Annotated in this window: 18 protein-coding genes; 8 read left to right on the forward strand and 10 right to left on the reverse strand. The window is 62.8% G+C overall.

What is annotated here, in order from left to right:
• Positions 1-96 precede the first annotated feature (96 nt).
• From J3P79_RS14680 to J3P79_RS14695, 4 genes are read right to left on the reverse strand one after another with little or no spacing between them, the layout of a single operon-like run.
• Positions 97-1,035, reverse strand: coding sequence for an iron-siderophore ABC transporter substrate-binding protein (locus J3P79_RS14680; protein WP_434603580.1), 939 nt, complete (start codon positions 1,033-1,035; stop codon positions 97-99).
• 55 nt (positions 1,036-1,090) lie between these two features.
• Complete coding sequence (locus tag J3P79_RS14685) at positions 1,091-2,140, reverse strand: FecCD family ABC transporter permease (protein WP_434603582.1); 1,050 nt, start codon at positions 2,138-2,140, stop codon at positions 1,091-1,093.
• On the reverse strand, positions 2,137-3,120 hold the full coding sequence (locus tag J3P79_RS14690; RefSeq protein ID WP_434603584.1) for a FecCD family ABC transporter permease: 984 nt from the start codon (positions 3,118-3,120) through the stop codon (positions 2,137-2,139). The genes J3P79_RS14685 and J3P79_RS14690 overlap by 4 nt, the downstream gene beginning before the upstream one ends.
• On the reverse strand, positions 3,117-3,920 hold the full coding sequence (locus tag J3P79_RS14695; protein WP_434603586.1) for an ABC transporter ATP-binding protein: 804 nt from the start codon (positions 3,918-3,920) through the stop codon (positions 3,117-3,119). Before J3P79_RS14695 ends, J3P79_RS14690 begins: the two co-directional genes overlap by 4 nt.
• A 292-nt stretch (positions 3,921-4,212) precedes the next feature.
• On the opposite strand from J3P79_RS14695, the gene J3P79_RS14700 reads away from it, so the two are divergent.
• A complete protein-coding gene (locus J3P79_RS14700; protein ID WP_434603588.1) occupies positions 4,213-6,426 on the forward strand; it encodes a TonB-dependent siderophore receptor in 2,214 nt (737 codons plus the stop codon).
• Positions 6,427-6,619: 193 nt separating this feature from the next.
• Entirely contained in the window at positions 6,620-7,834 is a 1,215-nt protein-coding gene (locus J3P79_RS14705; protein WP_434603590.1) for a multidrug effflux MFS transporter, read from the forward strand.
• A 7-nt stretch (positions 7,835-7,841) separates the two neighbouring features.
• Here the strand turns inward: J3P79_RS14705 and fabF are convergent, their stop codons facing one another.
• The 3 genes from fabF to J3P79_RS14720 are packed head-to-tail and all read right to left on the reverse strand — an operon-like array spanning position 7,842 to position 13,293.
• On the reverse strand, positions 7,842-9,128 hold the full coding sequence (gene fabF / locus J3P79_RS14710) for a beta-ketoacyl-ACP synthase II (RefSeq protein ID WP_434603593.1): 1,287 nt from the start codon (positions 9,126-9,128) through the stop codon (positions 7,842-7,844).
• Positions 9,125-12,187, reverse strand: a complete 3,063-nt coding sequence (locus J3P79_RS14715) for an efflux RND transporter permease subunit (RefSeq protein WP_434603595.1) — start codon at positions 12,185-12,187, stop codon at positions 9,125-9,127. The genes fabF and J3P79_RS14715 overlap by 4 nt, the downstream gene beginning before the upstream one ends.
• Positions 12,184-13,293, reverse strand: coding sequence for an efflux RND transporter periplasmic adaptor subunit (locus tag J3P79_RS14720; protein WP_434611483.1), 1,110 nt, complete (start codon positions 13,291-13,293; stop codon positions 12,184-12,186). The genes J3P79_RS14715 and J3P79_RS14720 overlap by 4 nt, the downstream gene beginning before the upstream one ends.
• Positions 13,294-13,505: 212 nt before the next feature.
• On the opposite strand from J3P79_RS14720, the gene J3P79_RS14725 reads away from it, so the two are divergent.
• A complete protein-coding gene (locus J3P79_RS14725; protein ID WP_434603597.1) occupies positions 13,506-14,966 on the forward strand; it encodes an efflux transporter outer membrane subunit in 1,461 nt (486 codons plus the stop codon).
• Between the two features lie 53 nt (positions 14,967-15,019).
• Here J3P79_RS14725 and J3P79_RS14730 read toward each other — a convergent pair whose 3' ends face one another.
• Positions 15,020-15,640, reverse strand: a complete 621-nt coding sequence (locus J3P79_RS14730; RefSeq protein ID WP_434603599.1) for a TetR/AcrR family transcriptional regulator — start codon at positions 15,638-15,640, stop codon at positions 15,020-15,022.
• A gap of 90 nt (positions 15,641-15,730) precedes the next feature.
• Positions 15,731-16,687 carry a threonine dehydratase gene (locus J3P79_RS14735; RefSeq protein ID WP_434603601.1) on the reverse strand — a complete coding sequence of 319 codons (957 nt, stop codon included), beginning with the start codon at positions 16,685-16,687 and terminating at the stop codon, positions 15,731-15,733.
• A 103-nt stretch (positions 16,688-16,790) separates the two neighbouring features.
• Between J3P79_RS14735 and J3P79_RS14740 the strand changes: the two genes are divergently transcribed.
• From J3P79_RS14740 to J3P79_RS14750, 3 genes are all read left to right on the forward strand, one after another.
• On the forward strand, positions 16,791-17,585 hold the full coding sequence (locus J3P79_RS14740; protein ID WP_434603603.1) for a helix-turn-helix transcriptional regulator: 795 nt from the start codon (positions 16,791-16,793) through the stop codon (positions 17,583-17,585).
• A 144-nt stretch (positions 17,586-17,729) separates the two neighbouring features.
• Entirely contained in the window at positions 17,730-18,734 is a 1,005-nt protein-coding gene (locus J3P79_RS14745) for a response regulator (RefSeq protein WP_434603605.1), read from the forward strand.
• Positions 18,735-18,737: 3 nt separating this feature from the next.
• Positions 18,738-19,694: a diguanylate cyclase gene (locus J3P79_RS14750; RefSeq protein WP_434603607.1), complete on the forward strand. Its 957-nt coding sequence runs from the start codon at positions 18,738-18,740 to the stop codon at positions 19,692-19,694.
• Positions 19,695-19,853: 159 nt separating this feature from the next.
• On the opposite strand, the gene J3P79_RS14755 is transcribed toward J3P79_RS14750, so the two are convergent.
• Positions 19,854-20,279: a VOC family protein gene (locus J3P79_RS14755; protein WP_030141599.1), complete on the reverse strand. Its 426-nt coding sequence runs from the start codon at positions 20,277-20,279 to the stop codon at positions 19,854-19,856.
• 123 nt (positions 20,280-20,402) lie between these two features.
• Here J3P79_RS14755 and J3P79_RS14760 point away from each other — a divergent pair, with 123 nt between their 5' ends.
• Complete coding sequence (locus J3P79_RS14760; protein WP_434603610.1) at positions 20,403-21,296, forward strand: LysR substrate-binding domain-containing protein; 894 nt, start codon at positions 20,403-20,405, stop codon at positions 21,294-21,296.
• Positions 21,297-21,399: 103 nt separating this feature from the next.
• Entirely contained in the window at positions 21,400-22,569 is a 1,170-nt protein-coding gene (locus tag J3P79_RS14765; protein WP_434603612.1) for an efflux RND transporter periplasmic adaptor subunit, read from the forward strand.
• The last annotated feature ends 1 nt before the right edge of the window (position 22,570 follow it).

Here is a 22,570-nt window from a genome sequence, read left to right on the forward strand (position 1 = left end):
GCGTGTTTTTTCGAGAGCACAAACTAATACAAACGAGTAACAACCGCAATAGAGAATCATTGTCATTAATGACGTTTGTATGACAATCGACACAAATCATTTGGCCTGGAGCACGCTCTCCCGCTCAGCGATATGGGACATCAGGAGGTAGGCGGAACCCAGCAATCCCTGCATCGTATCGGCGTAGCGGCTGCGGTTCAGGTAGAGAAACTGGCGGTTCTTCACCGCAAACAGGTTTTGCCATTGAGGCGACTGGCGAAACGCCGCCGTGCTGGTTTCCGAATCGAGCAATTCTTCGTATGTGTCGATAATGAAATCACTGTCGAAGTCACCGATTCGCTCCAGGCTGTACGGCACATTCTGGCGTGCTTCACGATAGGCGGCGACACGGCCGAGGCCGAAATCAGTGATGACGTCATCCATTCCGCCACGGCCGATCAGTTGGAAACCATCGGTATAGACCTCAAGGGTCGTGACCGTGATGCGCGACGGGTCCTTCACTCGCTTCTTGAATTCATTGACGACCCACTCGTACTCGCGAAGCATTTCTTCATAGCGCTGCTGCTTGCCTACCAGCTCGGCGAGCTGTTTGGCATAGGTCTTGATGTCGCTTTCGCGCGAAGGCAACAGCACGACCGGTGCGATTTTGCTGAGCTTTTCCTTGAGATCGGCGTGATAGGACAGGCCGACGATCAGGTCAGGCTTCAGGGCGGCAATGGCTTCCAGGTCAGGCGACTGGTGCGAGCCGATGTATTGGATGCCGGTCACATCGAAGCGCTCCTGGGCTCCGCGAAACAGTACGTCCGAAAACAGCTTCTTGCGCCCTGTCGAGCCGCAGGGCTTGATCCCCAACTCCAACAGCTGAGTAGTCAGGCTGAAGTCATGCAGGGAGACGATGCAACGAGGCGAAACGGGCACTTCGACCCGGCCGAAGCTGTTCTCGAACACCTTGGTTTCAGCCGCGCCGGCGTGCATGGACATCAATGCCAACGGCACGCACAGCATGCCCAGCAACCCTTGGAATATTGCTTTCACCCTTCCCCGCACGCGTTTGCCTCCGATAATTTCAAGATAAGCGTCGCTGTGTTTCTCAGCGACTGCGTTGGCGCGCCAACAATATGATCAGGTAAGGCGCGCCAATGATTGCGACCACCAGCCCCGCCGGTAACTGCAACGGTGGAAAAATCCCTCTGCCCAGCGTATCGCCCGCCAGTACCAGCAACGCTCCCACCAACGCCGACAACGGCATCAGCGCACCGTGGCGATCGCCTGCCAATTGCCGCGCCAGATGCGGAGCCACCAGCCCGACAAACGTCATGGTGCCGACATTCGCCACAGCCGCCGCGGTCAACATGACGCTGCACAGCAACAGGAAAATCATCACGCCGGTGACATTCAGGCCGCGGCTGAGCGCGACTTTTTCCCCCAGTTGCAACAGGTTCAACTGGCGATGGAAAAACAACAACGGAACACCTGCCAGCAACAGCCAGATGCCAAGGCTGTGCACCTGTGCCCAGCCAGCGCGATGCAAGCTGCCGCCCAGCCACATGAGGGCCGACTCCACCTGGTCGATGTTGCCGTAAGTGATCAGCAGGTCAGCCACCGCGCTGAGCATGGCGGTAAGCCCGACGCCGACGAGGATCAGGCGCAGCGGCGAAATGCCCTGGCGCCACGACAACAGCGCGACGAAAAATGCCACGGCCAACCCGCCCGCCAATGCCGCCAGCGGATAGAGTTCAAGGGGCAGCAGCGAGGGCCAGAGCACGATGATCAGCAGCATCGTCACACTGGCGCCCGACTCCACGCCCACCAGGCCCGGCGCCGCCAGCGGGTTACGCGTCAGCGACTGCATCAACAAGCCGGCCAGCGACATGGCCATGCCCGCAAGGATCGCCAGCGCGACACGCGGCAGTCGCAACTCCCAGAGCAGATTGCGCGTCGTCGAGTCGACCTGGCCAGGGGACCACAAGGCTTGCCAGGCCTGGACGACACCCAGTGAATAGCTACCGACAGTCAAGGCGTACAACGACGCGGCAACCAATGCAAACGTCAACACCAGCACCCAGATCACATCGATCGGCCGGGCCACCCAAGGCAACAATGGCAGCGCCCTGGGCAACGTCAGTCCCAGGCGCGTCATTTGACTTTCCTCAGCACCAGCGCGACAAAAATCGGCCCGCCGATCAGCGCCGTGACAATCCCGGTGTTGAGCTCGAAGGGCCGCACCACGGTGCGTGCGGCGATGTCCGCGAGGATCAGCAGCAGCGCGCCGAGCAAAGGTGCGGCCAGCAAGAGTCGTCGATAGTCATCACCAAACAACAGCCGCGCAGCGTGGGGCACCACCAGCCCGACAAAACCGATCGGTCCCGCCAGCGCCACCGCGCATCCAGAAAGCAGCACCACGGAAGCCAGGCCGAACAGGCGCATTTTCAACAGATTGACGCCCATGCCGGCCGCGGCTTGCGGACCCAGCCGATGAGCGTTCAAGGCCCGAACGTTGACCAGGCACAAGCACATGCCCAACACGACGTAAGGCCAGACCCAGGCCTGCATCGCGCCTCCGGTCACGCCGATCGAGCCGGTCAGCCAGCGACGCAGGCTGTCGAGCCCTTGCTGGTCGAGCAGCAAGAGGATCGAAGTAATGGCGCTGAACAACGCCGCAATCATGGCCCCGGACAAGGTCAGGCGGATCGGGTTATGGCCCCTGCCCGCCAGCAGCAGCACGCCGATGGCTGCCACCAGGGCACCGCTGAACGCGAACAGCGGGATCATCGACAGGTTGTTCCCCGGCAACACCAGCAAGCCGAACACCACGAACAGTGCCGCGCCGCTGTTGATGCCGAGGATGCCCGGGTCGGCCAATGGATTGTCGCCCACGGCCTGCATGATCACCCCGGCCAGGCCAAGGCTGGCCCCCACCAGCATCGCGACCAACAGGCGCGGCAGGCGGCTGCCGCGGATAACGCTCTGGTCGGCGTTGTCCGGCGCATAAGCCACCAGCGCCTGCCAGGCTTCGCTCCAGGGAATACTCTTCGCGCCTACCGCCAGGTGCAGCAGCGCGGCCAAGCCGATGGCGAGCAACAGGCCCAGCCACACCGGCAATCGCAATCCGTGACTCACATCGCCTCCCGCACGGCCGACGGCTGGCTACGGGTGGTTTGCGGGACGCACAGGGGATCACCCGAATAGGGGTCGGTGATGATGTGCGCGTCCAGGTCAAAGACTGCCTTGAGGTTCTCGCGGGTGAAGACTTCGGCGGGCGCGCCCTGGGCCAGCAGACGTCCGTCGCGCATCATCACCAGGTGATCGGCATAACGCGCGGCCTGGTTCAGATCGTGGAGCACGGCGACAACCGTCTTGCCTTGCTCGCGCAGATCCACCAGCAGTTCGAGCAAGGTGATCTGGTGCGCGATGTCGAGAAACGTCGTGGGCTCGTCCAACAGGATCACCGGGGTGTCCTGGGCCAGGGTCATGGCAATCCAGCAGCGCTGCAATTGTCCGCCCGACAGGGTGGCCAGTGAACGATCGAGCAACGGCCCGATGCCCGCCAGGTCGATGGCGCGGTCAATGGCCTGCTGGTCCTGCTCGGACCACTGCCGCCACCAGCTCTGCCAGGGAAAACGCCCCTGCATCACCAACTCCCGGACGCTCATGCCGGCCGGCGAGGTGGTGCGCTGGGGCAACAGCGCCATGCGTTGCGCCAGCGCCCGGCGCGAATACTGCCCCAGGGCCTTGCCGGACAGGTGCACCTCGCCAGCGCTCGGGCGCAGCATATGCGCCAGCACATTCAATAGCGTGGTCTTGCCGCAGCCGTTGGCCCCGATCAACGCCGTGAAGCAGCCTTCGGGAATGTCCAGGCTGACACCGTTGAGAATCTGTTGCTCGCCATAGCTCAGCCGCACATTGCTGGCTTTCAGCATGACCGTCCCTCCACCGCCCTAGAGGGCTTGATCGAATCGTCCATCGTACCGATCCCGCGCAATCGTTTCCCGGTGATAACACCGGAAAACCCATCGAGGGCCAAAAAGTGGGCCACAGAATATGTCGAAACTAAAATAATTTCCCTACAAGACTGACAATATTAATGCAAACCCTTATCATTCACAGTCAGATTATGGCCAGTAGACACTAACCTCGCTCGCCCGCCTGTTCCCGCCGGACCGGGATGGCAGGCCTGCGAAGATCAATAACGACCCCCCAAGGACTTCCTCGATGCTCGTAAGAAAAACAACAGTTGGCACCGATAAACGTTACGTCTCGCGTCACCCAGCGTTTCACCTGAGCACTCTGGCCCTGGCTTTGGGGAGCATTTTTTCAGCACAGGCGATCGCCGCACAGGAAGAAGCTGGCGCCAACGCCCCTCTTCAACTCGGCGAAATCAACATCAACGCCGCCGCCGTGGAAAACCCTACGGCACCGCTGGCCGGCAAAGTCGCCCTGCGCAACGGCAGCGCCACCAAATCCAACGCGGCCATTACCGAAACGCCCCAGTCGGTGTCCGTGGTCACCGCCGACGAAATGCGCGATCGCAAGTCGGACACCCTGGCGGACGCCCTGAGCTACACCCCGGGTTTCACCAGCCAGCCAAGCAGCTTCAACCGCACCTCCGACCGGTTCCGCATGCGCGGCTTCGACGTTGAATCCGCCACCGGCGGCTCGCTGCGCGACGGCATGCGCCTGCAGTACAACTCCTACGACGGTGTCCAGGAACCCTATGGCCTGGAACGCGTGGAAGTCGTACGCGGCGCGGCCTCGGTGCTGTACGGTCAATTGTCGCCCGGCGGCTTCGTCAACGGCGTCAGCAAACGCCCGACCGAAACCGCGCAGCATGAGCTGGGGATGCAATACGGCAACCATGATCGCAAGCAACTGACCGCCGACTTCAGCGGCCCGCTCGGCGACAGCGAAGTCCTCAGCTACCGCCTGACCATGCTCAAGCGCGACAGCGACACCCAGCAGGACTACATCAACGACGACAAGCTCTACATCGCCCCAGCCCTGACCTGGCGCCCCAATGAAGACACCTCGCTGACCCTGCTTTCGTTCTATCAGAAGAGCGACACCCGCTTCTCCGCCCCGCTGCCCTACCAATTGGTCAAGGGCGTGGGCAACGGGCCGGTCACCATCGGCCGCCACGATTTCATTGGCGAACCCGACTACGACGACATGAATGGCGAGATGTCCGCCATCGGCTACGAATTCGAACACCGCTTCGATGAACACACCCGCATCAGCAACAAGCTGCGTTACTACGAAGCGGATGTGAAGTGGAAGTATCTGCAGGCGCAGACCAGCGCGGCTGCCATCAACGGAGCTGCCAATACCGGCGTCCTTCGTCGCCAGTACAGTGACCGGCGCGAGCGCTCCCGGGCGTTGGCCAGCGACACCAACATCGAGACACGCTGGAACATCGGCGGCATCGAGAACACCTTCCTGGTGGGCGCAGATACCTACGATGCCTCGTATGATTCGCATAACTTCCGCGCCAACACGTCCTCAATCAATATCGGCGACTACAACTACGGCCAACCGGTGGTCGTGAACAAGGATCCCAGTCGTGACCGCGGTTCGCAGATCGATACCTTCCAGACCGGCATCTACCTGCAAGACCAGATCAAATTCGACGATCACTGGCTGCTGCTGTTGGGCGGTCGCCATGACTGGGCCGACCAGGACCAGGAAGGCTTCGCCACCGGCCAGAAGCTGAGCCAGGACGACGAATCCACCACCTGGCGCGCCGGCCTCGTGTACGAAGCAGACAACGGTCTGGCCCCTTACATTAGCTACAGCGAATCGTTCTTCCCGGTCGCGGTAGCCGACGCGCCAGGGCAGACGTTCGAGCCGACCGAAGGCAAGCAGTACGAAATCGGTATTCGCTATCAACCTCCAGGCAGCAATACGCTGTTGAGCGCAGCGGTGTATGAGCTGACGCAGGAAAACGTCGTCAAGCGCGACCTGGCCGGCAACAATCCCCAGCAGATCGGCGAACAGCGCTCCCGTGGCCTGGAGCTGGAAGCCAAGAGCGACGTCACGCCTCAACTGACGGTCATCGCGACCTACGCCTACACCGATTCACGCATCACCAAAAGCGTAATCCAGAGCGAAGTGGGCCAGCGCAGCGAAGACACGCCTTACCACCAAGCCGCGCTGTGGGCTGACTACAACTTCGCCCTGTTCGGCGTACCACAACTGAAGGTGGGCGGCGGCGCGCGCTACAAGGGCACCACCCAGGCGTCGGGCATCGATTCACAATTGCCGGCCTACACCCTGTTCGATGCCATGGCCAGCTACCAGATCGACAAGAACTGGGACGTTTCCCTCAACGCGAACAACGTGACAAACAAAAAATACGTCTACTGTGAAGCCGCCATCTGCCGCTACGGCGACGAGCGTGAGCTGGTGACCTCCGTCAACTTCCGCTGGTAACCCGCCTGGCTCGGTCGACGCCGACAAGCGTCGACCGAGTCATTTAACGCCCTGCCAACGCTTCTGGCGCCCCGCTCGCCTCCCCTTCCTCACCCATCCTCCCGAATCCTCTTTTGACCTTGACGCATCAGATGACGACCGTCATATTACGATCATCATAAGCCAGCCAAAAACCGGCCAAGAGGGTTGTTCCATGGAAACCGGAAATGCATCAGTGATTGCAGACGCGCAGCCACAGGCATCGAGCCCCGCCCTGACCGGCCGAGTCGTGGCGCTGCTCGCAGGCCTCGCAGCCATCGGCATGCTCTCCACCAATATCATCCTCCCGGCGTTCCCGGTCATCGGCGATGAGCTCGGCGTGACCGCCCGCGAACTGGGCCTGACGTTCTCCAGTTATTTCGTCACCTTTGCCCTGGGCCAGTTGGTGGTGGGGCCGTTGGCTGATCGCTATGGACGTCAGAAGCTGGTGCTGGGCGGCCTCTCGGTGTTCATCGTCGGCACCGTCATCGCAGGGCTCGCCACCACGCTCGATGTCATGATCGCCGGACGCATCGTCCAGGCGTTGGGCGTGTGCGCGGCCTCGGTGCTGTCGCGCGCCATCGCACGGGATCTGTTCGAAGGCGAGACACTGGCCCGCGCCCTGTCGTTGACGATGGTCGCCACCGCCGCCGCGCCAGGTTTCTCACCCTTGGCGGGCAGCGTGCTGTCCGTCACGCTTGGATGGCGCGCCATCTTCATCCTGGTGGGATTGGCCGCCGTTGTGCTGGCGTTCTTCTATGTCCGCGACCTTGGAGAAACGCATCCCGCCGATCGCCGCGCGCCACACTCCACCGGCAGCGTCGTGCGCGCCTACGCAAGGCTGGCGGTGGACAAGCGCTTTATTTTCCCCGCCCTGTCGATGAGCCTGTTGCTCAGCGGCCTGTTCGCCTCTTTCGCCGCCGCCCCGGCCATCCTCATGAAAGGCATCGGTCTGACGTCGGTGCAGGCCGGCCTGTATTTCGCATCCACAGTGTTCGTTGTGTTCGCCGCCGGCATGGCCGCACCGCGCCTGGCCCACCGCTACGGCCCACGGCACATTGCCTTGCTGGGGATCGCCTGCGCCATGGTTGGCGGGGGGCTGCTCATCGTCGGGCCGGCCTATCCAGGCCTCGGCTGGTATGCCGTGTCGATGGTGACGTTCCTCTGGGGCATGGGGCTGGCGAATCCGTTGGGTACGGCGATCACCATGGGGCCTTTCGGCAAAGAGGCCGGGATGGCCTCGGCGCTGCTGGGTTTTCTCTCCATGGGTGCCGCAGCCTTGACGACCTGGCTGGCCTCGGTCTTGAGCTTTTCCCCCATCCTGACCGTGGGCGCGATCCAGGCATTGACCTGCCTGGTCGCGCTGGTGCTGTTCTTCCTGCGCCGGTGACGCGACGTTAATCTTCCCAGCGACGGAACAATACGCTCGCGTTGACGCCACCAAAACCGAAGCCATTGGACAGCGCATGGGTGATCGGCATCTGCCGCGCCTTCAGGCCGACCAGATCGAGCCCGTTCGCCGCCTCATCGGGATAGTTGAGGTTCAGCGTCGGTGGCACGACCTGATCGCGCAGCGCCAAGACCGTGAAGATCGCTTCGATGCCGCCCGCCGCCCCCAGCAGGTGCCCGGTGGCGGATTTGGTGGAGGTGATCGCCACGCCGGAATCCGTACCGAACACTGCACGAATCGCCGCCAACTCACCGGCATCGCCGACCTGGGTGGACGTCGCATGGGCGTTGATGTGCTGCACCTCGCCGGGGTTGATGCCCGCCTGGCGCAGCGCCTGCTCCATGGCGCGGCGGGCGCCGTTGCCGTCTTCCGGCCCTGCGGTCAGGTGATAGGCATCGGCGCTGGTGCCATATCCCACCAGCTCTGCCAACGGCCTGGCGCCGCGGGCCAGGGCGTGTTCCAGCGACTCGATCACCAGCAACCCGGCGCCTTCGGCCATGACGAAGCCGTCGCGATCCCGGTCGAACGGTCGCGAGGCCTCTTGTGGACGCTCGGCGAATCCCGTGGACAGCGCCCGCGCCGCCGCGAAACAACCCAGGGTCACGCGGTCGATCGCCGCCTCGGTGCCACCGCAGAGGGCAATGTCCGCCTCGCCAGTCCTGATCAGCCGCGCCGCATCGCCAATGGCCTGTACGCCGGCGGCGCACGCCGTGACAGGCGCACCGAGCGGCCCCTTGAAACCGTGCCGGATCGAGACCTGTCCGGCCGCCATGTTGGCCAGGAAGGCCGGCGCGGTGAACGGCGACAATCGACGCGGGCCGCGAGCATCCGTGGTGCGCACCGCATCGGCAATCGTGGCAAAACCACCCACGCCCGAGGAGATGATCGTGGCGGTCCGCTCCTGATCGACGGCTTCGATGGGATGCCAGCCAGCCTGCTCCAGCGCTTCGTGGGCCGCCACCAGGGCGAACTCGATGAAGCGGTCCATCTTCTTGCGATCCTTGGGCGCAATGAGGCGCTCCGGGTCGTAACCGGCGATGCCATCCTCTTCCAAGGTCGGCACCTGCCCGCCCACGGCAACGCCAGTGCCGTCGGTCACGTCGGCGGACAGGTTGCGAATGCCGGAATGCCCGGCCAACAAGCGCTTCCAGACCTCTTCCACCGCGCACCCCAGCGGTCCAACCATACCAACGCCGGTGACGACGATTCGTTTTTGACCTTCGCGATTTTTCATGAAGCCCTCTTCGTATCAGGACGGATCTTGAACCAGATGGAGTACATCGCCGGCAGGAACACCAGCGTCATGATGGTGCCCACGAACGTGCCGCCGATCAGCGTATAGGCCAGCGTGCCCCAGAACACCGAGTGTGTCAGGGGAATGAATGCCAGGATCGCCGCCAGCGCCGTGAGTAGCACCGGCCGCGCCCGTTGAACCGTTGCTTCGATGACCGCGTGGAACGGGTCGAGACCTTCGTTGGCGTTATGATGGATTTGCCCGATCAGGATCAGCGTATTGCGCATCAGGATCCCCGACAAAGCGATCAGGCCGACCAGCGCGTTGATGCCAAATGGCTGGTTGAAGATCAGCAGCGTCGGCACCACCCCGATCAGGCCCAGCGGCGCGGTCATGAACACCATGATCATCGCCGAGATCGAACGGACCTGCAGGATGATGATCAGCAACGTCATGGCGACCATGATCGGCACCAGCGGCACGATGGCCTTGCCGGCCTTGCCCGATTCCTCGATGGCGCCGGCCTGCTCGATCCGGTAGCCGGCGGGCAGCGTGTCGACGACCGGTTGCAACTGCTTGATGATCGCGCTGGAAACGTCTGGCGGTTGCAAGCCTTCCGCGATGTCGCCGCGCACGGTCATGGTCGGCGTGCGATCACGACGCCGCAGGATCGGGTCTTCCATGCGCACATCGACTTCGCCCACCTGGGACAGCGGTATACGCTGGCCGGTCGCGCCCACCAAGGTGAAACCTTCGATCCTGGCGGGGTCGAGGCGGATATCCCCGGCAGCGCGGCCCACCAGCTGCACCGAGCGGATGTCCTCGCGCACTGCGGTGATCGGCGCGCCACTGAGCAGGAATTGCAGTTGCTGGGCGACCGCGTTGGAGGTCAGTCCCACGGCTTGCAAGCGGTCCTGGTCGAGGTTGAAATGCAGGGTCGGCACCAGCGGTCCCCAATCGGTGTTGACGGTCCTCATCATCGGGCTCGCCTGCATGATGTCCTGGACCTGACCGGCGATCTCGCGCAGTTTCGCCGGATCAGGCCCCATCACCCGATAGGCCACGGGGAACGGTGAATACGGGCCAAACACCAGTTGCGTCACCCGCACCCGTGCCCCTGGGGCGAGCCCTTCGGCGACCGCTTCGCGAAGCCGGAACTTAAGGGCTTCGCGCGCTTCCTGGCTGTCCGTCAGCACGACAATCTTCGCAAAAGACGGATCGGGCAGCTCCGGCGCCATCGCCAGATAGAAACGCGGCGCGCCTTGACCGATGTAAGCGGTGACGATCCGGGCCTCTTCCTGCTGTTGCAGCCAGGCTTCGACCTTGGCGGTGGTGACGCTGGTCTGCTCGATGGAGGTGCCGTACGGCATCTGCACTTCCACCAGCACCTCGGGCCGGTCCGAGGTCGGGAAAAACTGTTTCTTGACCAGGCTCATACCAAGGATCGCCACCACGAATGTCGCGATCACCGTACCGGCCACCCACCATTTGCGCGCAATGACCCGCGTCAGCACCTGGCGGAAGCGGTTGTAGTGGCGGGTGTTGTAGATGGCTGCGTGGCCGCCTTCGACCTGCTTGATATCGGGCAACAGTTTCACGCCCAGGTACGGCGTGAAGGCCACCGCGACCACCCAGGAAGCGATCAGGGCAATGCCGACGATCCAGAACATGTTGCTGGTGTACTCGCCGGCGGTCGATTGCGCGAAACCGTTGGGCATGAAGCCGATGGCGGTTACCAGCGTACCGGAGAGCATCGGCGCGGCCGTGTGGCTCCAGGCATACGCGGAGGCCTTGATGCGGTCGTAGCCCTCCTCCATTTTCACCACCATCATTTCGATGGCGATGATTGCGTCGTCCACCAGCAACCCGAGCGCAAGGATCAGCGAACCGAGGGTGATGCGGTCGAAATTCTTGCCGGTGGCGGCCATGACCACGAACACCACGGCCAACGTCAACGGCACCGCCGCCGCCACAACGACGCCGACGCGCCAACCCATGCTGAGGAAACAGACAACCATGACCACCAGCAGCGCGACGAAGAACTTGACCATGAACTCGCCGACCGCCGAGTCGATGTTCACCGATTGATCGGTGACTTTGGTGAGCGTCATGCCCAGCGGCATGTCCTGGTTGATCTGGCCGATCCGAGCGTCCAGTGCCTTGCCCAGGTCCAGGCCGTTCCAGCCCTCGCGCATGATGACGCCCAGTAGCAGCGCCTCTTCGCCGCCGTTGCGCACCATGAACGTGGCCGGGTCTTCGTAGCCGCGCTCGACCGTCGCCACGTCCGATAATTTCAACGAACGCCCCTGCACGACCACCGGCGTGTCACGAATCTTCTGCAGTTTGTCGAAGGCGCCATCCAGGCGCAGGAACACCTGCGGCCCTACGGTTTCGATGGAGCCGGCGGGCGTGAGCATGTTCTGGCTGTTGAGGGCGGCAAAAATATCCTGGGGCAACACGCCAAGGGTCGCCAAGCGATCATGGGAAAACGAGACGAAGATCCGTTCGGCCTGCTCGCCGATGATATTGACCTTCTTCACGCCCGGCACATGCAGCAGTTGCTGGCGCAGCGCCTCGGCATCGCGGACCAACAGTCGTTGCGGCTCGCCCTTGGCTTTCAGGGCGAACAAGGCGAAGGTCACGTCGGAGAACTCGTCGTTGACCATCGGCCCGATGACACCCGCCGGCAGCTTGATCGCCTCGTCAGCGAGCTTCTTGCGTGCCTGGTAGAACTCTTCCTGCACTTGCGACGGCGGCGTGCGATCAACCAGCGACACCATCGTGAACGCAAGGCCGGGACGGGTATAGGTTTCGGTGCGATCGTACCACTTCAGTTCTTGCAGGCGTTTTTCCAGAGGCTCGGCGATCTGGTCCTGCATTTCCTGGGCTGTCGCGCCTGGCCAGGCCGTGATGACCGTCAGTTGCTTGACCGTGAACGGAGGATCTTCTGCGCGGCCCAGTTGGAAAAACGCCAGGACGCCCGCGACGGCGATCAGCAACAGCAGGAATACCGTGATGGAACGCTCGCGGACGGCGAGCGCGGAAAGGTTGAAGCTCATGGGTGATTCCCCGCAACCTTCGCGTCTAACGGTTGACCCAGCCTCACCGCCTCCCCTTCGCGCAGCAGATGGGCGCCCAGCGCAACAATCCGGTCGCCCCTTTTCAGCTCACCCGAGACGTGCGCGGCGTCGTCGCTCAAGCCGAGTACCTGGACGGGACGCCAGGTGACTGTCGCCGGTTCCCCGCTGATCAACCAGACACCGCTGCCCTTGCCCGCGTCGTGCAGGGCCGCGATCGGCACCTGCAGCGCCTGTTCCGAGCGAGTGCCCGCGGCGATCCGAAGCGTGACGGTAGAACCCAGGGGCGCGTTGGCGAGCGCACCCTCCAACACATACCGCGCCTCGAAGGTGCGCGTCAGACGGTCAGCGGAATCCGACAGCAGCCGCAGCTTCGCAGTAACGGCCTCGCTGGCATTGCCGTAGAGCGTCGCCTGGGCAACGGAGCCTGCCGTCGGCCGCAGGGTCTCGGGCAGTTGCACCACGGCTTCACGCTGGCCGGCCCGCGCCAGCCGCACCACGATTTGCCCCGGAGCGACGACCTGTCCAGGCTCGGCCAGCGTCTCCATCACCACGCCATCGGCGTCGGCCAGCAGTGCGGCATAGCCGGAGGCATTGCGGGCGACGTCCGCCTGCGCCTGGGCCGCGCTGAGCTGCGCCCTTGCAGTATCGGCAGCAGCCTTGATCTGGTCGTAGCCCGAGGCGGAGATGGCGCCGGCTTCGACGAGATCCCGGTAACGCGCCTCGTCATCGGCGGTCTGCTTCGCCCTGGCCCGAGCGGCGGCAACCGCTTCCTGTTGCGCTCGCGCTTGCAGGCCCAGGTCGATGGGGTCCAGGCGCATAAGCGGCTGACCACGCTTGACGGTCTGGCCGGTATCGACCAGCCGTTCCAGTACCTTGCCCGACACCCGGAAGCCCAGGTCACTCTGGACCCTGGCTGTGACCACGCCGGTAAACGAGCGCGACGGTTCGGGCGAACCCAGCACCTGCGCAACCCTCACCAGGGGCGCAAGCGTGCGCGGATCTTTCTCGGTGGATGACTCGCCACACGCCGTCAGGACGAGAGGCAACAGGCAAGCGGCAAGGGTGACAGGTCGACGCCGAAGCATAAGGTCCCTTTTCTTGAACGGACAGGATGGAAAGCGCATTCTCATTCCAGTGACTATTTCTGTCAATCGTCACTCTGAGGCGGCCTTCCCACTTACGCTTAATAACCCTTACCTCCAGGAAGCTTCTTCCGGTTCACGGCGTGACGCAAATTGACAGAGCGTGACCACCACGTGATATGGTCACAACCTGCACAACCCCAAGGAATTTTTCCATGCCACCCCTTCGCCCCCTGGCTTTTCTCCTGAGCACCAGCTTGATGGCAGGTTGCGCGGTCGGTCCGGACTACCATCGTCCCTCCGCCCCGCTTTCGAGTCGTTACGTCGGCCAGCCTCCGGTCGAACAAAGGTCCGCCAGTGCCCAAGCCGACTTGATCCGTTGGTGGGAAGCGTTTGGTGATCCAACCCTCACGGCGTTTATCACCAAGGCCCTCGAGCAGAACCTGGACCTGGCGCAGGCATCGGCACGTGTCGCCCAAGCCCGAGCGGGCCTGGGTGCCGCGAATGCCGCTTTGCTGCCCTCGGGAAACATCAACGGGCAGGCGGCACGCGCCTATCAATCGGTCGAGACCCCGCTCGGCCAGGTGTTGGATTCGACACCCAGCTATGACCGCTACGGCAACCTGTACGAACTCAACCTCGGCGCCAGTTGGGAAATAGACGCCTTCGGCGGCCTGCGACGCGGACGCGAAGCGGCGATGGCCGAATACCAGGCGTCAGAAGCCGGGGTCGTTGCCACGCGACTGGCCGTCGCCGCGCAAGTCGCGGATATCTACATCACCGCGCGCGGCCTGCAGACCCGGCTGGATATTGCAAAGCGCCAGGTCACCACGCAGCAGGACTTGCTGGAGAAAGTCCGGCTGCTCTACAGCAAAGGCCTGGCCGCCAGTTACCAAGTCCACCAGACCGAGGGGCAATTGTCACAGGTGCAGGCCACCGTGCCGGTGCTGCAAACGGGCCTGGACGCCGCGATGAATGCGCTGGATGTCATGCTCGGCACGCCTCCCGGCACTCATCGGTTACAACTGGCAGAGCAGCGCGCTATTCCCCTGGCTCCGCAAATAACCACAACCGGAACGCCGGCGGACCTGCTACGCCGCCGGCCAGACCTGATCATCGCCGAACGACGCTTGGCGGCGTCCAATGCGCGTATCGGCGAGGCCGTCGCCGAGTACTACCCGAAATTTTCCCTCAGTGCCTTGCTTGGCAGCGCCACGGCAGTATCCGGCGGCAATCTCTTCAGCGGCGGCGCGAGCCAATCGGCGGGTGTGCTGGGGCTGCGCTGGAGGCTCTTCGATTTCGGCCGCATCAACGCCCAGATCGATCAGGCCAAGGGCCAGGAAGCCGAAGCGCTGGCTGCTTATCGCCAGTCCGTGCTGCGCGCCACCGAAGAAGTCGAAAATGCCTTTAGCGCCCTGGTCAATCGCGAAGCCCAGGCGACCACCCTTACCCAAGGCGAAATGTCGCTGACGCAAGCCCGCCAATCCTCCTTCATCGCTTACCAGAAAGGCACCGCCAGCCTGATCGACGTGCTCAATGCCGACGAGACATTGCTGCAAGCATCCGATGCCCGAGCGCAAGCGCGAACCGAATCGGCCCGGGCAGCGGTCGCGGCATTTCGGGCGCTTGGCGGAGGGTGGCAATCACCTGAAGAGGGGCCTGTGGCGACAAGGTGAACATTCTTACAAATGGTCACCAAATAGCGGCAAGTGCTGCCCTCCAGCCGAAGCTAGGGCATCAAGCTGCGCAGGATAAGATTTGAAGTGAGCGCGGGGGCTTCCTCGACGAAGTCGAGGTTGTATTGCAACAGCAACGGATTGACGAACGGCCGCAAGGCCAGGTGAATGGCTTCCACCGTTTCGTCCAATGGCGTGCGACGTTCAAACTCGCCGAGCTCACGCCCCTCACGCACGATCTGCAACACGAAACCCTTGATCCGTCCGTTGTACACCTGGGAACTGGGCCAGCGCTCCGAAGCCGAAAATGCGGCGATGTCATAGAGCTTGCGGTCGTTGAAGAACAAGTCCACGCCCGTGACCACCAGCGTCTTGACCAGCCTGCGCAAGCGCTCTGTCGCCGTGAGTCCCTCTACATTGATCGCCTCTTCCACAGCCTCGACGATCGTCGACAGGCAATTGGAGCAGATGGCTTCGCCGATGGCCTGCTTGGAATCGAAGAACTTGTAGATGTACGCCTTGGAGAAACCGATGGCCTTGGCCAAGTCGGAAACCGTGGTCTTGCCAAAGCCGTACTGGCTGAAATGTTCATGGGCGGCCGCGATGATCTGGTCACGAATTTCGTGATCGGCGGGTCCACGGACGCTGGGGGATGCAATGGATGGCTGGTTCATGGGGGCAGCTTACGCACCCAGAGGATCATTGACAACTTATGACCATCTGAAGATAACGTCACTAAATAACCGCTCAGCAGCCCCACCCCACTAACCAATCACGCGGGCATACACCGACCTGTCGACATTACCGCCGGACAGAATAACCCCAACCTTTTTCCCCTCCATTTTCCCGCGCTCCTGGATAAGCGCCGCCAACGCCGCCGCGCCGGCACCTTCGGCCAGATTATGGGTGTCGGTGTAATAGACGCACATGGCCTCGGCGATCTCTTGATCGCTGACCGCCACGATCCGCGCCGCTCCCGCGCCGTAGACGGCTAAGGCCTCTGGAATCGGCTTGCGCACGGCGAGGCCGTCGGCGAAGGTGTTGGCCGAGGCGGTTTCGCAGATTTTGCCCGTTTCAAATGAGCGCTTCGCCGCCGTTGCCTCGGTGGACACCACACCCACGACCTGGGTTTGCAAGCCCAGGGCGTCGCGGGCCGCGATGACCGCGCAGATTCCTGAGCCGCAACCCATGGGCACGTAGACGGTATCCAGATCCGGCACGGCCGTGAACAGTTCCAAGGCATAGGTGGCGACACCCCTGACCAATTCGGTATGAAACGGCGGAACGAGATAGAGCCCCTGGGCCTGCGCCAGGCGAGCCGCCTCTTCCCGGGCCTCATCGAAATCGCGGCCGTACTCGATCACTTCGCCACCAAAGGCACGCATGGCGTCGTTCTTCTCCACCGAGTTCCCCTCCGGCACCACGATCAATGCCCGCAGCCCCGCCGCGCTCGCCGCCAGTGCCTGACTCTGGCCATGGTTGCCTCGGGTCGCGGTGACAATCCCTTTCGCTTGCGGATGCTCGCGCTTGAGCCAATGCATGAAGGTGATGCCGCCGCGCACCTTGAACGCGCCCGTGGGGGTGTGGTTTTCGTGCTTGACCCAGACCGTGCAACCGAGGCGTTGCGCCAGTAACGGCCAGGCGTACTGAGCCGTGGCGGGCATGACCTGGTAAACCTGCCGAGCCGCTTGTTCGATATCGTCGAGCGTCAGTGGGTGCATGATGAGCCTCCTTGAGTTTCGACCAGTCTAGCCAGAGGCACCGAACCCTGGCTTTCAGAAAACTGACCTGACTTTTATCCCGTCGCTTCACTACTATGGGCTCATGAGCCATCGAAACCGCCCGCAGCCGCCGCGCCCGACCGAAGCGATCCGTCGCATCGAGGCCGGCCCGTGGCTGATTGAATTGCTCCCCGGCTGCGCCTACGCGGCCCGATATGTCGCGACCCAGGCCGCCGTCGGTTTTGCTTTCGATAGCCAGCGTGGCCTGCACGCCATCGGGAGCGACCGCGTACAACCGTTCTACGCCAAGCCCAACGGCCTGGCGTTCGTGCCGGCCCAATGCGACGTGTACTCGGAGTCCCCCGCGGGCGGCGAATACCTGCGCTTGGTACGTACCGACGGCGTTGTGCTGGCGGGGGATCACGCCTTCAATAATCGCCTCGACCCACGCGCCAGCATCCTTGCGCAACGCATGCGCCGGGCGCTGCTGCACGGCTCGATCGAAGACGACTGGGAAGCCTGGGCCCTGGGATTGGCCGAACGCGTGGCGCCGGGCAAATCCCTGACGACGCGCACCCAGGGCTCGATGACCGACAGCCGGATGCGCCTGCTCGATGAGTTCATCGATGCCGCCCTCGATCAGCCGCTGGGCGTGTCGGCGATGGCGCAGTTGCTGGGATTGTCCGAAGGTTATTTCATCCGCGCATTCAAGATTGCCACGGGCAAAAGTCCCCATGGCTACCTGATCGACCGGCGCCTGGCGAAAGCCCGGGCACTGATACGCGACTCCTCGGCGACGCTGGCGCAGATCGCCCACGCCTGCGGTTTCAGTTCACAGGCGCACATGACAACAACGTTCAAGCAGCGGCTCGGCGTGAGCCCGGCACGATTGCGTTAAATGACGAAGTGCATTTGACGCCTTTGACTTAATGGTCCAGTTTTTAAAGAAGCTACAGATTGCACTCCGTTCGTTAGTCAGAGGGCTACTGCCGCCTATGAGTGATGTAGGAAAGACCTTCCCCGCAGTTGAACGTCGTTGGGCATGCCAGTGCCATTGATTCCCCTGGTTGTGTGCGACGACTCCACCATGGCGCGCAAGCAAGTGTTGCGCGCCCTGCCGCAAGACTGGCCGGTTTCAGTCACCGAGGCGGTCAATGGCCGCCAGGCCATGGATGCCATACGCCAGGGCCTGGGCCACGTGGTACTGCTCGACCTGACCATGCCGGAGATGGACGGTTACCAGGTGTTGAGCGCCTTGCGCGCCGAAGGCCTGACGGCGCAAGTCATCGTGATTTCCGGGGACGTGCAGGATGAGGCCGTGCGCCGCGTCCATGAGCTGGGCGCCCTGGCCTTCCTGAAAAAACCGTTCGACGAGAATGAACTGCGCCAGACGCTCAACCGGGTGGGACTGCTGACCCAACCCGGCCAGGCGCCGTTGCAGGACCGACCGGCATCGGACGCGGCCATCAGCTTCCAGGACGCGTTTCGCGAAACGGTCAACGTTGCCATCGGCCAGGCAGCGGCGTTGATCGCCAAGGTGCTGGGGGTCTTCGTGCAACTGCCGGTGCCGAACGTCAACGTGCTCGAAGTCGGCGAGTTGCACATGGCCTTGAACGACGTCGGCAGTTCCCAGCAACTCACCGCCATCTGCCAGGGTTTTATCGGCAGCGGCATTGCCGGCGAAGCCCTGCTGATCTTCCATGACTCGGAAATCGCTGACATCGCGCAATTGATGCAGCGCGAAAGCGCCGACTACTCGGACCTGGAAATGCTGGTGGACCTTTCCAGCATCCTGATCGGCGCGTGCCTGAGCAGCATCGCCGAGCAGATCGACGTGGTCTTCTCCCAAGGTCATCCGCAGATCCTCGGCCAGCATGCGGCCATCGAGGAACTGATCCGGGCAAACCGCGTCCACTGGAAAAAGACCCTGGCGGTGGAAATCAGCTACGGCCTGGAGGGCCAGGATATCCGCTTCGATCTGTTGCTGCTGTTCACGGAGGACTCCATCGAGCGGCTGACCCACAAACTCGCCTACCTGATGAGCTGAGCCATGACCGAAACCATTGATCTGAACGAATTCCACTGGCTGCTGGCGATCGTTCAGAGCATCGACGTCGGCGTCGTGGTGCTCGACCGCGAATATCGCGTGCAGGTCTGGAACACCTTCATGGAGAACCGCTCCGGGGTCCAGCCCAAGGACGCTCAGAACCGGAACTTCTTCAGCCTGTTCCCGGAAATCGACCGCCAATGGTTCAGCCGCAAGGTCGAAAGCGTCGCCACCCTGGGCACCCCCGCGTTCACGGTCTGGGAGCAGCGCCCCTACTTGATGCGCTTCAAGAGCTACCAGCCGATCACCGGCCAGGAAGAGTTCATGTACCAGAACACCACGCTGCTGCCACTGCGCTCGCCCGACAACCGCATCAATCACATCTGCCTGGTGATCTATGACGTCACGGACGTCGCGACCAATCGCCATCAGATCCAGGCCGCCAATGCCCAACTGCAACTGCTTTCCAGCACCGATCGACTGACGGGCCTGTACAACCGAGGCCATTGGGAGGGCAGTCTGAAAACGGCATACGCCCGGCACCAGCGCTACGGCAACGCGCTGAGCCTGGTGATGCTGGATATCGACCACTTCAAGCAGGTCAACGACACCTACGGCCACCAAGCCGGCGACCAGGTGATCGTACAGGTCGCCGCGCTGTTGCATGAGCATGTGCGCGAGTCCGACGTGGCCGGGCGTTACGGCGGCGAGGAATTCGGCGTAGTGCTGTCGGACACCGACCAGGCCGGCGCACGGATTTTCGCTGAACGTCTGCGCCAGGCAGTCGAGGCCCTATTGGTGCAGTACAACGGCCAGGACATCCGTTTCACCATCAGCCTGGGCGTGGCCGACCTGAGCACGCCGGCGAACGATCATGCCGAACTGATCGCCAGGGCCGACCAGGCGTTGTACACGTCAAAGAAAACCGGGCGCAATCGCGTGACGGTTCACGATCATTGACCCATAGAACTTGTGGGAGCGAGCTTGCTCGCGAAGTCGTCGGCACAGCCAGCATCATTGCAAGCTGATCCACCGCTTTCGCGAGCAGGCTCGCTCCCACAGGGATAGCGTGTGTTCAGCGCTGCTTCAGCTTGCTCCCACAGTGTTGAACACCCGCCGTTATTTCGCGAACAACTGGCTCATGTCCTTGAACGCCTTGAACTCCAGCGCATTGCCGCAAGGATCGAACAGGAACATCGTCGCCTGCTCGCCCACCTGGCCCTTGAAGCGCACGTAGGGCTCGATCACGAATTGGGTACCGAAGGACTTCAATCGCTCGGCCAGCGCTTCCCATTCAGCCCAGCCCAACACCACGCCAAAATGCGGCACCGGCACATCGTGGCCGTCCACCGCATTGCTATGCACGCTTTCCTGGGAGGCGGTCTTGGGGTGTTCGTGAATCACCAGTTGGTGACCGTAGAAGTTGAAGTCGACCCATTGCTCGCTGGAACGACCCTCCTCCAGCCCGAACACTTGGCCATAAAAAGTGCGGGCTGCCGCCAGGTCATAAACCGGAATCGCAAGGTGGAAAGGTGAAAGGCTCATCGGAACTCCAGGAACGTTTTTTGTTTATCGGGATACGCAACGGCGCGTGCATCACATCGTAGGCGTGCGAGCACAACAAAAAAATCAATATAAATTTCTCAGAAACACAATTAATGTTGATCAATGATCAAAGAACTCAAGACCCTCATCGCCGTGGCGCGCGAAGGCACCTTCGCCGCCGCAGGGCAAAAGATCGGCCTCACCCAGGCGGCGGTCAGTGCGCAGATCCAGCGCCTCGAAGCCGAACTGGGCTTCGAAGTATTCGACCGCAAAGGACGCTCGGCCCACCTCAACAGACGAGGCCACCAGATACTCCTGCAAGCCCAAGAGTTGATTCGCCTTTACGAGAATCTCGGCTCCACGACGCCCGGGCTTCCTCCCAGCGTACTGGTGAACATCGGCGCAATCGCCTCCGTCCAGCGCTCCTATCTCCCGGACGCTCTCGCCACGTTCCACCAACAATGCCCGCAGTGCCGCACGCGCATCGTGCCGGGCCTGTCGGTGGAACTGATCAATCTGGTGGATGCCGGCGAAATCGACATGGCGGTGATGATCCGGCCGCCGTTCTCGCTGCAAGGCGACCTGCGCTGGACCACCCTGGCGCTTGAGCCCTACCGCTTGATCGTCCCCCGTGGAATGCCCGGCGAGGATTGGTCGGCGCTGCTGTCCAGCCAACCCTTCATCCGTTATGACCGCTCTTCCTTCGGTGGCAGGCAGGTCGACCGTTTCCTGCGGCAGATGCACTTCACCTTGCGCGAAGTGTGCGAGCTGGATGAACTGGACGCGATCATCAAGCTCGTTGAAAAAGGCGTCGGGGTCGCCCTGGTGCCGCAGACGTCAGCCCACCAGCCATGGCCCGAGGGCGTGCGAGCGCTTGACCTTGGGCAGCATACGTTTCACCGGGACATCGGCCTTGTCCATCGGTCGCGACAGAGCCTGGCCGACCCCGTCGCGATCCTCGCTGGACTGGTCATCGAGCAGGCCGGCACGCCCGGCAACCTCCAGAAGTCGGGCTGAGTGCCGCATGATCCTTACATAATTTCACAGACTGCCTACAAAGCTTCACCCCTGCCATTGACGCCCATCCCTACCATGGGCGGTTCATTATCGGGGAAGCACCATGTCCAAGACTCCTGCCTTCACGCTGGGCCTGTTGATCGGGGCGCTGTTGCTCAGCGGCTGTGATAACAGCTCGACCGCCGAAGAATCCGCGCCACCGGTCAGCGTGCGTATCGAAACCGTCCAGGCCCGCCCCCTGTCGATCAGCAACGAACTGAGCGGCCGCATCGCCGCGCCACGGGTGGCCGAAGTCCGCGCCCGGGTCGCCGGCGTGGTGTTGCAGCGGGTCTATCGCGAAGGCAGCGACGTCAAGCAGGGCCAGGTGCTGTTTCGCATCGATCCGGCACCGTTCAAGGCCGACCTGGACAGTGCCGAGGCGGCGTTGCGCAAGGCCGAGGCCAATGCGTTCCAGGCCCGGTTGCAGGCGCAGCGCTATGCCCAACTGATCGATGACCAGGCCATCAGCGGCCAGGACTATGACAATGCCCGGGCCAACGTGCGCCAGACCGCAGCCGATGTCGCCGCCAACAAGGCCGCGGTTGAACGGGCCAAGTTGAACCTGGGCTACGCCACGGTGACCGCGCCGATTTCCGGGCGCATCGGCCGCGCCCTGGTGACGGAAGGCGCGTTGGTGGGGCAAAACGAAAGCACGCCGCTGGCGCTGATCCAGCAACTGGACCCGATCCACGCCGACCTCACCCAATCGACCCGCGAACTCAACGACCTGCGCCGCGCCTTCCGCGCCGGTCAGTTGCAAGCGGTCGGCCAGGGCCAGGCCAAGGCCACTTTGATCCAGGACGACGGCAGCCCCTATCCGTTGCCCGGCAAGTTGCTGTTCACCGACCTCAGCGTCGATCCAAGCACCGGCCAAATCACCCTGCGCAGCGAGTTCCCCAACCCCGACCTGGACCTGCTGCCCGGCAGTTTCATCCGGGTACGCCTGGAACAGGCGGTGAACAGCCAAGGGATCACCGTGCCGCAACGGGCGATCCTGCGCGACAGCGCCGGCATCGCCCAGGTGTTGCTGCTGGATGCCGAACAGAAAATCAGCCAGCAACCCGTGCAATTGGGCGCTGCGCAGAACGATCGCTGGATCGTCACTGAAGGCCTGGAACCGGGCGATCGCATCGTCGTCGAAGGCCTCCAGCACGCCCGCCCGGGTGAACAGGTCCGGATCGACGACTCCCCTCTTCCTCTCGCCCAGGCCGCCGGGCCACAGGCAGGACATTAAC

Origin of the sequence: Pseudomonas sp. R1-7 (genome assembly GCF_051132105.1) — a bacterium.
In the GTDB taxonomy this organism is placed as follows: domain Bacteria; phylum Pseudomonadota; class Gammaproteobacteria; order Pseudomonadales; family Pseudomonadaceae; genus Aquipseudomonas.

Coding starts and splice junctions, on each gene's coding strand:
- J3P79_RS14695 (WP_434603586.1), bottom strand. CDS start 3,920: ATGCTGAAAGCCAGCAATGTGCGGCTGAGCTATGGCGAGCAACAGATT.
- J3P79_RS14760 (WP_434603610.1), top strand. CDS start 20,403: ATGATCAAAGAACTCAAGACCCTCATCGCCGTGGCGCGCGAAGGCACC.
- J3P79_RS14730 (WP_434603599.1), bottom strand. CDS start 15,640: ATGAACCAGCCATCCATTGCATCCCCCAGCGTCCGTGGACCCGCCGAT.
- J3P79_RS14705 (WP_434603590.1), top strand. CDS start 6,620: ATGGAAACCGGAAATGCATCAGTGATTGCAGACGCGCAGCCACAGGCA.
- J3P79_RS14750 (WP_434603607.1), top strand. CDS start 18,738: ATGACCGAAACCATTGATCTGAACGAATTCCACTGGCTGCTGGCGATC.
- J3P79_RS14715 (WP_434603595.1), bottom strand. CDS start 12,187: ATGAGCTTCAACCTTTCCGCGCTCGCCGTCCGCGAGCGTTCCATCACG.
- J3P79_RS14685 (WP_434603582.1), bottom strand. CDS start 2,140: ATGACGCGCCTGGGACTGACGTTGCCCAGGGCGCTGCCATTGTTGCCT.
- J3P79_RS14755 (WP_030141599.1), bottom strand. CDS start 20,279: ATGAGCCTTTCACCTTTCCACCTTGCGATTCCGGTTTATGACCTGGCG.
- J3P79_RS14725 (WP_434603597.1), top strand. CDS start 13,506: ATGCCACCCCTTCGCCCCCTGGCTTTTCTCCTGAGCACCAGCTTGATG.
- J3P79_RS14735 (WP_434603601.1), bottom strand. CDS start 16,687: ATGCACCCACTGACGCTCGACGATATCGAACAAGCGGCTCGGCAGGTT.
- J3P79_RS14740 (WP_434603603.1), top strand. CDS start 16,791: ATGAGCCATCGAAACCGCCCGCAGCCGCCGCGCCCGACCGAAGCGATC.
- J3P79_RS14700 (WP_434603588.1), top strand. CDS start 4,213: ATGCTCGTAAGAAAAACAACAGTTGGCACCGATAAACGTTACGTCTCG.
- fabF (WP_434603593.1), bottom strand. CDS start 9,128: ATGAAAAATCGCGAAGGTCAAAAACGAATCGTCGTCACCGGCGTTGGT.
- J3P79_RS14720 (WP_434611483.1), bottom strand. CDS start 13,293: ATGCTTCGGCGTCGACCTGTCACCCTTGCCGCTTGCCTGTTGCCTCTC.
- J3P79_RS14765 (WP_434603612.1), top strand. CDS start 21,400: ATGTCCAAGACTCCTGCCTTCACGCTGGGCCTGTTGATCGGGGCGCTG.
- J3P79_RS14745 (WP_434603605.1), top strand. CDS start 17,730: ATGCCAGTGCCATTGATTCCCCTGGTTGTGTGCGACGACTCCACCATG.